The 13945-nt window shown below is 71.1% G+C and carries 12 protein-coding genes; 6 read left to right on the forward strand and 6 right to left on the reverse strand.

Annotated features, from left to right (window positions below; all coding sequences use genetic code 11):
- The first annotated feature begins 5 nt into the window (after positions 1-5).
- The 5 genes from H4W81_RS26995 (at position 6) to H4W81_RS27010 (ending at position 6234) form a co-directional block, all read left to right on the forward strand.
- Entirely contained in the window at positions 6-1022 is a 1017-nt protein-coding gene (locus H4W81_RS26995) for an RNA polymerase sigma factor (protein WP_318781982.1), read from the forward strand.
- Complete coding sequence (locus H4W81_RS49495; RefSeq protein ID WP_318781983.1) at positions 968-1291, forward strand: RNA polymerase sigma factor; 324 nt, start codon at positions 968-970, stop codon at positions 1289-1291. Before H4W81_RS26995 ends, H4W81_RS49495 begins: the two co-directional genes overlap by 55 nt.
- Positions 1292-1476: 185 nt before the next feature.
- Complete coding sequence (locus tag H4W81_RS27000; RefSeq protein WP_192777382.1) at positions 1477-2109, forward strand: maleylpyruvate isomerase family mycothiol-dependent enzyme; 633 nt, start codon at positions 1477-1479, stop codon at positions 2107-2109.
- Positions 2110-2446: 337 nt separating this feature from the next.
- Entirely contained in the window at positions 2447-5008 is a 2562-nt protein-coding gene (locus H4W81_RS27005; RefSeq protein ID WP_318781984.1) for a Tex family protein, read from the forward strand.
- A gap of 131 nt (positions 5009-5139) precedes the next feature.
- Positions 5140-6234 (forward strand): hypothetical protein, encoded by a 1095-nt coding sequence (locus tag H4W81_RS27010; RefSeq protein ID WP_192777384.1) that lies wholly within the window; start codon positions 5140-5142, stop codon positions 6232-6234.
- Between the two features lie 444 nt (positions 6235-6678).
- Here the strand turns inward: H4W81_RS27010 and H4W81_RS27015 are convergent, their stop codons facing one another.
- Complete coding sequence (locus tag H4W81_RS27015; RefSeq protein ID WP_192777385.1) at positions 6679-7560, reverse strand: sigma-70 family RNA polymerase sigma factor; 882 nt, start codon at positions 7558-7560, stop codon at positions 6679-6681.
- A gap of 9 nt (positions 7561-7569) precedes the next feature.
- A complete protein-coding gene (locus H4W81_RS27020) occupies positions 7570-7956 on the reverse strand; it encodes an STAS domain-containing protein (RefSeq protein WP_192777386.1) in 387 nt (128 codons plus the stop codon).
- 436 nt (positions 7957-8392) lie between these two features.
- On the opposite strand from H4W81_RS27020, the gene H4W81_RS27025 reads away from it, so the two are divergent.
- Positions 8393-8707 carry a zinc ribbon domain-containing protein gene (locus tag H4W81_RS27025; RefSeq protein ID WP_420538757.1) on the forward strand — a complete coding sequence of 105 codons (315 nt, stop codon included), beginning with the start codon at positions 8393-8395 and terminating at the stop codon, positions 8705-8707.
- Here the strand turns inward: H4W81_RS27025 and H4W81_RS27030 are convergent.
- The 4 genes from H4W81_RS27030 to H4W81_RS27045 form a co-directional block, all read right to left on the reverse strand.
- On the reverse strand, positions 8695-9672 hold the full coding sequence (locus tag H4W81_RS27030; RefSeq protein ID WP_192777387.1) for a phosphotriesterase family protein: 978 nt from the start codon (positions 9670-9672) through the stop codon (positions 8695-8697). The two genes, H4W81_RS27025 and H4W81_RS27030, sit on opposite strands and share 13 nt — an antisense overlap.
- A 43-nt stretch (positions 9673-9715) precedes the next feature.
- Positions 9716-11101, reverse strand: coding sequence for a methionine--tRNA ligase (locus H4W81_RS27035; protein WP_192777388.1), 1386 nt, complete (start codon positions 11099-11101; stop codon positions 9716-9718).
- A gap of 205 nt (positions 11102-11306) precedes the next feature.
- Positions 11307-12446: an RNA-guided endonuclease InsQ/TnpB family protein gene (locus H4W81_RS27040; RefSeq protein WP_192777389.1), complete on the reverse strand. Its 1140-nt coding sequence runs from the start codon at positions 12444-12446 to the stop codon at positions 11307-11309.
- A 190-nt stretch (positions 12447-12636) separates the two neighbouring features.
- The gene (locus tag H4W81_RS27045; RefSeq protein ID WP_192777390.1) at positions 12637-13890 is read right to left on the reverse strand and encodes an APC family permease; all 1254 of its coding nucleotides are present in this window, start codon (positions 13888-13890) and stop codon (positions 12637-12639) included.
- Between the last annotated feature and the right edge of the window lie 55 nt (positions 13891-13945).

Raw genomic sequence — 13945 nt, forward strand, 5'->3', positions numbered from 1 at the left:
CGGCGATGCGGGAGCGGGCGAGCGGCACCGACAGGGCGGTGGAGGCGGTGTTCAGGGAGGAGCACGGTCGGCTGCTCGCCTCTCTCGTGAGCCGTTTCGGGGATCTGGACCTGGCCGAGGAGGTCGCCTCCGAGGCGATCGAGGCGGCTCTGGCGCACTGGCCGGTGCAGGGTGTGCCGGACCGGCCCGGCGCCTGGCTGCTGACGACGGCGCGGCGCAAGGCCGTCGACCGGCTGCGGCGTGACCAGGCGTACGCCGCCCGGCTCGCCGTCCTGCGGGTGGAGGCGGACCGGGCCGACCCCGCCCCTCCCGCGGACGCCGGCGTGGGCGGCGACCTACCCGACGAGCGGCTGCAGCTGTTCTTCACCTGCGCCCACCCCGCCCTTCCTGCCGAGGCCCGCGGGGCGCTGACCCTGCGGTGCCTGGCCGGGCTGACCACGCCGGAGGTCGCACGGGCCTTTCTCGTCCCGCCGGCGACGATGGCACAGCGGATCGTGCGGGCGAAGAAGAAGATCCGTGAGGCCCGGATCCCCTTCAGGGTGCCGGGCGCCGACGAGCTGCCCGCCCGCCTGCCTGGCGTGCTCCAGGTGCTCTACTCCATCTTCACCGAGGGCTACGCGGCCAGCGCCGGCCCCCGGTTGCAGCGGCTCGACCTCGCCGAGGAGGCCATCCGGCTGACGCGGATCCTGCGCCGACTGCTCCCCGCCGAGCGGGAGGTCACCGGGCTGCTCGGGCTCATGCTCCTGATCCACGCCCGGCGCGACGCCCGTACCAGCGCGGACGGCGGGCTGGTGCTGCTCGAGGACCAGGACCGCAGTCGCTGGGACCACGCGATGATCGAGGAGGGCCTCGCCCTGGTGCCCGCCGCGCTGACCGGCGGCCCCCCGGCCCGTACGGCGTGCAGGCCGCCATCGCCGCGCTGCACGACGAGGCCGCGGACCTCGCGACCACCGACTGGCCGCAGATCGTGGCGCTCTACGACGTGCTGCTCGCCCTCGCCCCGTCCCCGGTCGTCGCCCTGAACCGGGCCGCGGCGGTGGCGATGCGCGACGGCCCGGAGGCGGGCCTGGCGCTGCTCGACGACCTGGCGGGCGAGGAGCGGCTGCGCGCCTACCCTCCCTACCCGGCGGCCCGGGCGGACCTGCTGCAGCGGCTCGGCCGGCTCCCGGAGGCGGCGGCCGCCTACCGCGAGGCACTCGACCTGGCCGGCACCGAACCCGAACGCACCCACCTGCGCCGCAGACTGAACGCGATCGACCCACCCGGCCCCGACACCACGCCCGCCCCGTGACCGCCGGCATCGACCCCCCCAAGGCGCGCCCGCCCCGCACGTGACGCTCGAAGGGCCGCCCGGCACAGAACCATCCGGCACCGCCGGTCCGACACGTTGACCGCCCAGCACGCGGTCGCCCAGCAAGAGGCCGCCCAGACAAGAGGCCCGACGTCGCATCAGACACCAAGAGGAGAGCCCGAAACATGGACCGTGTCCAGATTCTCGCGTGGGTCAAGGCTGAACGGCTCAGCCTCGCCGACTTCCTCGACGACCTCGACCACCACGAATGGCAGACCCCTTCCCTGTGCCCCGGCTGGACGATGCACGACATGGCCGCGCACATCACGATGTCCACCCGCACCACCCTCCTCGTCGCGATCAAGTGGGCGATCCGGGCGCGCGGTGACTTCAACCGGATGGAAGCCGACATGGCCCGGGACCGGGCGGCCAGGTTCAGCCCCGCCGAGCTCATCGCGCAGATCCGCGAGACGGCGGGCTCGGCGCGCCGCGCACCCCTCGCCAGCCCTCTGGACCCGCTCGTCGACGCCCTGGTGCACGGGCAGGACATCGCGCGGCCTCTCGGACGCGCGCGGAAGATGCCCGTGCAGCCGGCGCTGGCGGCGATCGGGCACGTCCTGGCCAGTCCGTTCTACGGCGCGCCCAAGCGTCTGGCCGGCACGAGGCTGGTCGCCACCGACGCGGAGTGGTCGGCGGGCGAGGGCCCGGACGAGGTACGGGGGCCGGTGTGCGACCTCCTCCTTCTGGCGACCGGACGACCGGCCGGGCTGGCAGCAGTGTCGGGCCCAGGCGTCGAACGGCTCGCGGCCGCGCTGTAGAACCCGCGCCACCGGACCTTGCTGAAGGCCCGGCGGCCGGCATGAGGCAGCGAAAGTGCTGAGAGTGCCCGGATGTCCCCTGCCGCCATCTGATGGGCGTGGGCCGGAGCGAAATCGTCGGTGCGGGGGTTTAGGGTTTCGGGTTCAGGCCCGCCGTGACGGCGGGAACCGAAGTTCTGCTGGGCACGCGCCCTCGGCGGACGGCACCATGCGACCGGCGGAGGCGCCAGACGGGCTTGCCGTACAGGAAGGAGAGAGAACAACCGCCCGGCAGACAGGAAGAACCTCATCCCCCGGTCCGGCAGAATTGGGCGGCGGACCATCGAAAGGCGAATCAGTGCTCTCTATTCACCAGCGGATCGCGGAAGAGCTGGGCGTACGCGACGGGCAGGTGCAAGCGGCGGTCGACTTGCTCGACGGCGGCGCCACCGTGCCGTTCATCGCGCGCTACCGCAAGGAGGTCACCGGCGCGCTCGACGACGCGCAGCTGCGCACGCTGGAGGAGCGGCTGCGCTACCTGCGCGAGCTCGAGGAGCGGCGCACGGCGATCCTCGAGTCGATCGAGTCGCAGGGCAAGCTGACCGACGAGCTCAGGGAGCAGATCGTCGCGGCCGACACCAAGGCCCGCCTGGAGGACATCTACCTCCCCTACAAGCCGAAGCGCCGCACCAAGGCCATGATCGCGCGTGAGCTGGGCCTGGAGCCGCTGGCCGACGCGCTGCTCGCCGACCCGACGCTCGACCCGATCGCCACCGCCGGCCCCTACGTCGTGGAGGGGCTGGCCGACGCGGCCGCCGCCCTGGAGGGCGCCAGGGCCATCCTGATCGAACGGTTCGCCGAGGACGCCGACCTGATCGGCACGCTGCGCGAGCGCATGTGGTCGAACGGCAGGGCGGTGTCGACCGTGCGCGAGGGCAAGGAGGAGGCGGGGGCCAAGTTCTCCGACTACTTCGACTTCAGCGAGCCGTTCACCAAGCTGCCCTCGCACCGGATCCTGGCGATGTTCCGCGGCGAGAAGGAGGAGATCCTCTCGGTCGCGCTCGAGCCCGAGGAGGGGCCCGAGTACGAGCTGCGCATCGCCGCCCGCTTCGGCATCTCCGACCAGGGCAGGCCCGCCGACAAGTGGCTGAACGACACGGTCCGCTGGGCCTGGCGCACGCGCATCCTCGTCCACCTCGGCCTCGACCTGCGCATGCGGCTGTGGCAGGCGGCCGAGGACGAAGCGGTGGGGGTCTTCGCCGCCAACCTGCGCGACCTGCTGCTGGCCGCGCCCGCCGGCACCCGCGCGACGATGGGCCTCGACCCGGGGCTGCGCACCGGCGTCAAGGTGGCCGTGGTCGACGCCACCGGCAAGGTCGTCGACACCGCGACCATCTATCCGCACGAGCCGAAGCGCCAGTGGGACCAGTCGCTCGCCGTGCTCGGCGCGCTCGCCCAGAAGCACGGCGTCGAGCTGATCGCGATCGGCAACGGCACCGCCTCCCGCGAGACCGACAAGCTGGCCGGTGAGCTGGTCAAGCACATGCCCGGGTTGACCAAGATCGTGGTGTCGGAGGCCGGCGCGTCCGTCTACTCCGCCTCCGCCTACGCCTCGCAGGAGCTGCCCGACCTCGACGTCTCCCTGCGCGGCGCGGTCTCGATCGCCCGCCGCCTGCAGGACCCGCTGGCCGAACTGGTCAAGATCGACCCGAAGTCCATCGGCGTCGGGCAGTACCAGCACGACCTGGCCGAGTCCAAGCTGTCCCGTTCGCTCGACGCGGTGGTCGAAGACTGCGTCAACGCGGTCGGCGTCGACGTCAACACCGCCTCGGCGCCGCTGCTGACCCGCGTGTCGGGCATCGGGGCGACGCTGGCCGACAACATCGTCCAGCATCGCGACGCCAACGGCCCCTTCAGGTCGCGCACGGCGCTCAAGGAGGTGCCGAGACTCGGACCCAAGGCGTTCGAGCAGTGCGCCGGATTCCTCCGCATTCCCGGGGGCGCCGACCCGCTCGACGCCTCCAGCGTGCACCCCGAGGCGTATCCGGTGGTGCGGCGCATCCTGACCGCGGTGGGCGCCGACCTCAAGTCGCTCATCGGCAACACCGCGACGCTGCGCTCGCTCCGGCCCGCCGACTTCGTCGACGACACCTTCGGCCTGCCGACGGTGACCGACATCCTGGGCGAGCTCGAGAAGCCCGGACGCGACCCGCGTCCCGCCTTCAAGACGGCGACGTTCAAGGAGGGCGTGGAGAAGCTCTCCGACCTGGCGCCGGGCATGATCCTCGAGGGCGTGGTGACGAACGTCGCGGCGTTCGGCGCGTTCGTGGACGTCGGCGTCCACCAGGACGGGCTGGTGCACGTGTCGGCCATGTCACGCACGTTCGTCAAGGACCCGCGCGACGTGGTGAAGCCCGGCGACATCGTGAAGGTGAAGGTCCTCGAGGTCGACATCCCGCGCAAGCGCATCTCGCTGACGCTGCGCCTCGAGGACGAGGCCACCCAGGGCGAGGGCCGCCCCCGCCAGGGCAGGGGCGCAGGTGCCGGCGGCGGCGCCGGTGACCGCGGGTCCCGCGGCTCGGGCGAGGGCCGCTCGGACGGCGGGCGCGGCCGTCCTGGCGATGGGCGTACGGCCGGCGGCCGCGCGGCTGACGGCCGTCCAGGTGACGCGCGTACGGGCGGCGGACGTTCGGGCGATGGGCGCTCTGGCGAGGGCCGTTCCGGCGGTGGCCGTGGGGATGGCGGCCGTGGGGATGGCGGCCGGGCTGACGGCGGCCGTGGAAACGGTGGCGGCCGGGGCGACGGCGGTCGTCAGGGCGGCGGGCAGCGCGGTGGGCAGCGCCGCCAGGACCGTCCCGCCCCGACGGGCGCTCTGGCCGAGGCACTGCGCAAGGCAGGACTGGCGGGCGACGACCGCTAGCGAGTGACGGGCGCCGCCTGACACCGGCGGCGCCCGTCCGCTCCACCGATCTGCCCCCCGTCGGCGCCCGGATGTTCAGCGGCGAGCGGACGGGGGGCTGTGCCGGTCCGTTCACTGGGTACGGTCGTGGGGTGGGTGCCAAGGACAACACCAGCGACCTCTACCGCGAAGCCGTACGCCAGGCACGCGACCTGCTCAGGTGGCGATCACCGCTGCGGGCCGAGCTCTGGGCGAGCCGGCTGGCCGCCGCCGGGCCCGAGGGGACGGCCGAGCCGCTCCGCCGTCGCGCGGCCAAGGACCACACCCGCGAGGCACACCTCCTCCTGACCGCACTCGCCGCCGTGGAGCCCCTCCCCACCGACCGCGCTGAGGGACCGCTCGAAGCTCCTCCCGAGCGCGAGACCGAGATCGGCCTCGAAGGTCGTCCCGGAGCTGCGGGCGAGGGAAGTGAGGGAGGTCGTCTCGAAGCCGACGCCCGGAGCGGTGTGCGGGGTGGTGAGGCGTGGATGGAGTTGATGGGGCGGGCCCTGGTCGACGGGGGCTGGTACGGCATGGCCGACCCCTACGGCGAGCAGGCCCTGGCGATCCTCTCCTTCGTCTACCCCAACGGGAAGGAGCCCCACCTCGCCGTCGTGGCCATCGACCAGGCCCACGGCGGGTTCGCGGTCGACGCCGTGATCGAGGAGCCGAAGTTCCTCGACGACCTGGACGTGCGTCCCGCCGATCCCGCGCTGGTGGCGGGGCGGATCCTCGACGCCTTCGACCTCACCGACGCCGTCATGGGCGCCCCCGTCGCCGACACGCTGCCGGCCGCCCGCGCGATCGTGCTCGCCCGCGCCAGGTCCGTCCACGACCCCATACGGCACGCTCCCGACGACACCGTGACCAGCTTCGACGATCTCCCCGACCTGCCTGGCGCGGATGAGGCGTTCGCCACACTTGTGGAGTTCGTCGGCGACCGTCCCTCGTGGTGGAGTCCGGCCCGGGTGACGCGGTTCCTCAAGGAGTGGCTACCCAGGGAGGCCATCCTCAGCGAGGCGGCCATCAGCGCGATGCCCCAGGTCCTGCGGGCCTGGACGCGGCATCTGGGTGATCGTCCCGAGGTGCTCGAACGCGTCGAGGCCGACTCCCGCGACCTGCCGCTGGCGATGGCCGACGAACTGCGCTTCAGCCTCGCCAAGCGGCTCAGGCTCGCCCAGCGCCCCGACCAGGGGACCGACCACTGACCACGGCCGCTATGCTGCGCAGTGACCTTTTCTGTGGCCCATTGAGGGAGAGCACACCATGTACAAGGAGTTCGCGGCCGAGGCTGTCGTCTGGGTGGTCCCGATCGTGGTCCTCATCGGCCTCGCCCTCATGATCACAGCCTGATCCAAGGCTTGTAGCACCAGCCCACGGACGGCTCCCGCAGGAGCCGTCCGTGGGCTTTCGGCATGCACCACCGACGGCATTCAACAGCGACGGCAGCTCAACACCGCCGACAGCCGCCCCATCCCGAGCCGCCCCGGTTTCACCACGAACGTCAACCTGCGGGCAGCGCAAACAGTCAAGGCGAGGGCCGCGATCGGCGGTAGTGCACGTAACGGACGTCAGCGGTAGTACATGTAGCGGACATAGGTGCGCGCCCCGACATACCAGCGTCCGCAGTCGTCAAACCTGTCAAACCGGGGCTAGGACGCCCAGGCCAGCAGGGGTCCGCCCTCCCTGAGCCGCCGCAGCGCCTGCTTCTCCAGCTGCCTGATGCGCTCCCTGGTCAGCCCCAGGCTGTCGGCTATCTCCTGGTAGGTGAGCACCTTGCCGTCGACCAGGCCGTACCTGCGCCTGATGATGAACGCCTCGCGCGGCGGCAGCGACTGCACCAGCCCGCGCAGCTCCGCCGACAGCGCCCTCAGCTCCATCAGCTCCTGCACCTGCAGCAGGTCCTCGTCGGCGATCAGGTCGCCGACGCTCGCCTCGCCGTTCTCGCCGACCGGCGTGTCGAGGCTGACCGTCTCCCTGGCCAGCCTGCGCAGTCCCGCGACCTGCTCCACCGTACGGCCCGCCGTTCCGGCGAGCTCCTCCTCCGAGGGCTCCCTGCCCAGGTCGGCGGCGAGCCGCCGGGCGATCCTGGACAGCCGCGAGACCTCCTCCGCCACGTGGACGGGCAGCCTGACGGTTCTGCCCTTGTCGTTGATGCCGCGCTCGATCGCCTGCCTGATCCACCACATGCCGTAGGTGGAGAACTTGTACCCGCGCCGGTAGTCGAACTTCTCCACCGCCCTGATCAGCCCGAGGTTGCCCTCCTGGATCACGTCGATCAGGGGGAGCCCCCGGTGCGCGTAGCGCTTGGCCGCGGCCACGACCAGGCGCAGGTTGGCGCGGATCAGCCGGTCCTTGGCCTGCTCGCCCTCGCGGACAACGACACGCAGCACGGGCCGGTCGTCTCCGTGGGCGAGCAGGTGGCGCGCGTACAGGCCCGCTTCGACCCGCCGGGCGAGCTCGACCTCCTCCTCGGCGGTGAGCAGCGGGACCCTGCCGATCTCCTTGAGGTAGTCACCCAACAGGTCCGCCATGCCGCCCGACTACCCGACAAACGGCGGAGAATGCCCAGATTCGCTGAGTTCGGCGATGGCCAGTTCGGCTGTGGTCCTGATCTCGAAGAACTTGTCGAGAGCGGTGATGGCGAACAGGTGTTTGCACCGCCCGTTCAGACCGGACAGCAGCATCCGCCCGCCCGAGGCGGTGACCGCCTTGTGGAGATAGACCAGAACGGACAGGCCCGAGGAGTCGCAGACGCTCACCGCCTGCATGTCGATGACGATCATCGGAGGCTGACTGAGATCGAGCGCCTTGGTGACCCGATCACGTACCTCGGCCGCCGATCCGAAGTCGAACTCTCCCGTGAGCCTCGCGATGACGCAAGGACCTTGCAGTCCGAGGCTGATCGACAAGGCCTGCTCCGCAGTCACCCAGCTCCACCTACCCGTGTAGCACTGTCAGATCCCGCTACTTTACCGAAGGTCCGCAGAAAGCCTCGGCCTTCAGCTTCAGGCCGGGATGAATGCGGTCCCGTCGGGGGATGTCCCGCCGGTAGGCGGGACATCCCGCAGCGCGGACCCAGAGCGGTCATGTTGGTCGCCGCCGTTGTTCGATGCAGGCGCTGATGATGGTCGGTGGCGCTCCACCGCACGAGGCGGCGGGGTAGCTGGGCGACCAGAAGTGGCTGTGCGTGGGTTGAGGTGGCCGGTGAACTCCTTGCGCAGGTAGAGCAGGGAGACGCCCTGCGCGTACCTCGCGAACGGGGCAGCGGCGAAGTCCGGCCTCAACAAAGCGATCCTGGACAAGGGCTGGTACGGCCTCGAAGTCGCGCTCCGGTCGAAAGCCAGATACACCGGCAGCACCATCATCAAGATCAACCCGGCATACACATCTCAGACGTGCTCGAACTGTCAGGCGGTGGATGCGAAGAGCCGCGAGAGCCAAGCCCTCTTTGTCTGCACCACCTGCACCCACCGCGAGCACGCCGACATCAACGCCGCGAAAACCATCCGATACAAGGCGGCAGGGCTTGTCGTCTCCGGACGCTCCTTCGACCCGCAAGGGCCGGCGAAGCGTCAAGCACCCCGTTCCACAGCCGCCGCGCACGCGCGCCGCGAGCTGCCGCGTGAGCGGCACGGGACTCCCCGTCCTTCAAGGTGGGGAGCAGGTCAAGAGAAGTAGCGGGCCGGGTTGGCAACCAGGAGCTGTTCTATGTGCTGATCTGTTACACCGGCGGCGCGGAGCGCAGGCAGAACCTCATCGTGAATGTGGTCATAACGCCAGTTCGGCGCCACCAGGGGGACCCCTTCGTCCCAGTCCCCGGCGAAATAGTCCATGAAGCAGGCGGCGTCGTGGCTCAGCACCATCCGGTCGGCGTACCCGCGTTCGCACAGCGCGGCGACCGTGGCGACCCGCTGGTCGGTCGGGTTGTACATGTCGAGCCCGAACCGGTCCATCCCGAGGATCGCGCCGGTGTCGGCGAGCCTGCGCAGATAGTCGAGGTCGTTGCTGTCACCGGCGTGACCGACGACGACCTTGCTCAGGTCGACGCCCTCCTTGGCGAACAGGTCGAGCGCCAGGAGCCCCGACCGCGAGGGCGAGTCGGTGTGGACGGTGATCGGCGCGCCGGTCCGGACGTGCGCCTGCGCGGCGGCCCGGCACATCCGCTCGACGCCCTCGGTCATCCCGCGCTTGTCCACCACGCACTTGATGAACGCGGCCCTGACCCCCGTGTCGGCGATGCCCCTGGTGAGGTCGCGGACCATGTCGTCGATCATCGGATCGGGCATGTCCATGAGCAGCCCTGGCCCGCGATGCTCGTAGGGGTGGGGCGGCAGGTCGTAGAAGTAGAGGCCGGTGGCGACGATGATGTGGAGCTCGGGCACCTCCTCGGCGATGCGCTGGATGCGCGGGATGTACCTCCCGAGCCCCCACACCGTCGGGTCGACGATCGTCCGCACGCCCTTCGCGGCCACCGCCCTCAGCTTGCCGATCGCGTCGGCGACCCTGAACTCCTCGTCCCACCAGTCCCCGTCGCCGTAGTTGTCCCTGTGCTCGGTGGAGAGCGCGAAGATGTGCTCGTGCATGAGGGTCTGGCCGAGGTCACCGACGTCGACCTGCCCGCGGACGGTGGGAACGGTGGGCATGAGCAACCTCCCATACCGGCTGGTCTGTTCGCGCCAACCTACGTCAATCGATCCTCGGGAACAATGGCGCGGGCGCGGGCAGCCGCTCCCCCGCCACCGCCGCCGCGACCCTCGCCGCCGCCTCGGGCAGGAACACCTCCAGCTGGACGGCCAGCGCCCGGCAGGCCTGGACCAGCGTCGCCAGCGCCACGCCTGGATCGGCCTGCTTCCACGGCCGCTCGCGCTCGATGTAGCGGTTGGCCTCCTCCACGATCGACCACACCGCCGAGGCCGCCGTGCGGAAGTCGAACTCCTCCAGCGCCCGGTGGACCCGCTCCTCGACGTCGGGAACGAGCGGCTCGGTCGGCACGTCGGGCACCTGGCCGTCGCGGAACCTGTGGACCATGGTGACGACCCGCTTCACCAGGTTGCCGACGCCGTTGGCCAGGTCCTCGTCGTACCTGGCCGCCAGCCGTACCTCGGTGAAGTCGGCGTCGCCGACGCGCGGCACCTCGCGCAGCAGCCACCACCGCACCGCGTCGCCACCGTAGCGTCCGGCCAGCTCCACCGGATCGACGGCGGAGCCCGAGGACTTGGAGATCTTGCGACCCTCGACGGTCAGGTAGTCGTGGACGTAGATCTCGGTGGGCAGCGGCTCACCCGCCGACAGCAGCATCGCCGGCCAGTAGACGGCGTGGAAGCGGATCACGCCCTTGCCGACCAGGTGGATCTTCCGGCCCCGCGCCCACCAGCGCTCGTAGTCGTCCAGGGCGGTGACGTAGTTGGCCAGCGCGTCCCACCAGACGTAGACGACCTGCGAGGGGTCGTCCGGCACGGGGATGCCCCAGCCCCTGGCCCGCTCCTGCGAGCGGGAGACGCTGATGTCCTCGAGCCCCGCCTCGATGAAGGCCAGCACCTCGTTCCTGCGGGCGGCGGGCTCGATGCGCAGGCGACCGCCGGCGATGAGCTCCCTGAGCTGGTCCTGGTAGCGGGAGAGGCGGAAGAACCAGTTCTTCTCCTCGACCACCTGGAGCGGGCCGCCGTGCTCGGGACAGCCGTCGCCGGTGGCGAACTGCTCGCAGCCCACGCAGTACAGGCCCGCGTAGTGCCGCTGGTAGACGTCGTGGGCGGTGGCCCGCCACAGCCGCTCGACGCCCCGCCGGTGCGCCGGGTCGCGGCTGGTGCGGACGAAGGAGTCGAAGGAGAGCGCCAGCGGCCCGCGCAGGTCTTCGAAGGCCCTGGCATTGCGGTCGACGAACTCCTGGACCGGCACGCCGGCCGCCTGCGCGGCCAGCACGTTCTTCAGCGAGTTGTCGTCGGTGCCGGTCTGGAAGCGTACGGGCTCGCGCCTGCGGTAGTGCCTGGCCAGCACGTCGGCCTGGACGATCTCCAACGCGAACCCCAGGTGGGGACGGGCGTTGACGTAGGGGATGGTGGTCGTGATGTACATCGGGAACCTCCGGAAAAGGGCCCCGGACATGCGAAGAGGCCCCGGATGAGCAGGGCCTCGGCGAGAAGACGTCAGCGAGCCCCTAGGGGGCCATCATTCGCCGCGTCGTCATGCCGCTCATCATAGCCACGATGTCAGCTTCTCGGCCGTAAACGACTGAGCTTGCAGCTCCTCGCCGTCGATGGCATCGACGGTCTGGTCCGCGTCAGGCAGCGTGACTCACTGCCCAGCCCGCTACACCGCGCGCGGCGATGTTACGGGCTGCGTTGACGTCGGCATGCTCAGCGAAACCGCACGACGTACAGGAGAAGACGGCCTGGTCTGGCCGGTTGGCCCGATCGGTATGCCCGCAGGCCCAGCATTGCTGGCTGGTGTAGGCCGGATCGACATGGATAAGAGCGATCCCGGCCCGTCGGGCCTTGTAGGCGATGAAGCCGCCCAGTTGGGCGAAGCTCCAAGAGTGCAGCGTGACCCGCTGGGGCTTGCGGAGCCGTACCCGCTCGCGGATGCCCTGGAGGTCTTCCAGAGCGATCCCGCGTCCGGTGCGTTCTGCCTCGGTCACGATGCGTTTGGCGATCACATGGTTGGTGTTGGCGGCGAACCGGGCCTCGGCCCGGCGGCGTTTCTTCAGCAGGCGTTTGGCGGATTTGGTGCGCTTGGCCTGCAACCGGCGGCGCAGCTCCCGCTGTCGGCGGCGGACCGCATTCAGCCCCTTTCCCGAGTAGCGGTTCCCGTCGCTGGTGGTAGCGATATTGGCGATGCCCAGATCCACACCCAGGAACCCGTTCGGGATCACTACCGGCCTGTCCGGGATCTCACAGGTGGCGATCAGGAACCACATGCCGTCCCGCAACACCAAGTCCGACTCGCCTTTGCGGTGCGTGGCCAGCATCGCCAGCTGCCGCTCTGAGCAGGTGAACGCGATACCGCGCAGCCGCCCGGCGATCGTCCAGATCGACACCGTGCGGGCGTGGGGTTGCCAGGACAGGCAGCGATCGTCGTACGGCTGGGCCGCGTGCGGGCGGAAGGTGATCGGTTTGCTCTCGGCGCGGGTCCGCCGTCGCGATCCTGGCGGCCCGAGATTGCCGGCCCGCAGGTTGGCCTTGAGCGTGGTGCAGGCGTCGGCGACCTTCTTGATCACGTGCTGGGCGGCCTGAGCGCCCAGACCACGCGCCTTCAACACCGTATAGGTGTGCTTGCGCAGGTCATACTCGCGGGTGACCCCGGTGGTGAACGCGGTCCGCGCGACGAGATCGGCGGCCTGGTTGCAGCCGCGCAGGGTCGCCTCCAGCGCCGCCGCCTGCTCAGGCGTTGGCAGGAGCTTCACCTGCACCACCAGTTTCACAATCGAACACACTATCGTTCGGTTCGTGATCACCGCGATGGGAACCGAACCTTCAACTGGCGTGATTGACGGTTGACAGGTATCCGGGGGTGCCGGTTTCGGGGAGGTTTCGTTGGATTCCTCTGCGCACGAGCACGCCCTGTGACCCCACTCCCCCGCGCCCCGGAGCACCCGCCTCCGGGGCGCGCCGTCACCTCGCCCGCGCCCTCCGGGAGCGCCCCCTCAGCACCCACACCAGCGCCCCGACCGTGAACACCACCAGGCCCGCCACCACGGAGGGCGCGGGCAGCGTGACCGCGAGCACGACGCAGAGCAGCACGCCCAGCACGGGTACCGCCTTCGGCGGCGCGCCCTCGTCGGCGGTCAGCGTGAGCGCGGAGGCGTTGGCGACCGCGTAGTAGGCCAGCACGCCGAACGACGAGAACCCGATCGCCTCCCGCAGATCGGCCACCAGCACCAGCGCGACGACCGCCACGCCGACGGCCAGCTCCGCCCGGTGCGGCACCTTCCTCGACGGATGCACCGCGTCGAGGAAGCCGGGCAGATCGCGCTCCCTCGCCATCGCGAACGTCGTCCTCGACACCCCGAGGATGAGCGCGAGCAGCGCGCCGAGCGCCGCCACGGCCGCACCCGCCTGCACGACAGGGGCGAGCCATGCCGCCCCCGCCCAGGTCACGGTGTCGACCAGCGGCGCCTGCGACACGCCGAGGCGCGCGGGGCCCAGCACCCGCAGCGTGGCCAGGGCGACCAGGAAGTAGACGACGAGCGTGACACCGAGCGCGATGGGGATGGCCAGCGGGATCGTCCGCCGCGGATCGCGCACCTCCTCGCCGAGTGTGGCGATGCGCGCATAGCCCGCGAAGGCGAAGAACAGCAGGCCCGCCCCCTGCAGGACGTCCCATGGGGTGACCGGGTGGAGAGCGGGCGGCGTGGCGAACCCTGGCGCGCGATCGCCGAGCAGCCCGGCGGCCACCACCGCCGCCAGCACCGCGAGGACCAGCCCCACGATCACCCTGGCCGCCGTCGTCGACCGCTGCACGCCGAAGAGGTTGAGGACGGTCAGCGCCACCACCGCGCCCACCGCGAGCGGCCTGGCGAGGCCGGGGTCGACGTAGGCGCCGAACGTGAGGGCCATCGCCGCGCAGGAGGCCGTCTTGCCGACCACGAAGCCCCACCCCGCCAGGTATCCCCAGAACGGGCCGAGCCGCCGCCTGCCGTACACGTAGGTGCCGCCCGACTCGGGGTAGCGGGCGGCCAGCCGGGCGGAGGAGGTGGCGTTGCAGTAGGCGACGACCGCGGCCAGCGCGAGGGCGGCCGGCAACCACCGCCCCGCCGCGGAGGCGGCGGGCGCGAAGGCGGCGAACACGCCGGCGCCGATCATCGCACTCAGCCCCACGACGACCGCGTCTCCCGTGCCCAGCCGCCGCGCCAACCCGGACGCCATCGCACCCCTCCCTTAGGCGGGCGCCGAACCCGCAGATGACCACTGTGCCGTACGG

Source organism: Nonomuraea africana (assembly GCF_014873535.1).
GTDB lineage: Bacteria > Actinomycetota > Actinomycetes > Streptosporangiales > Streptosporangiaceae > Nonomuraea > Nonomuraea africana.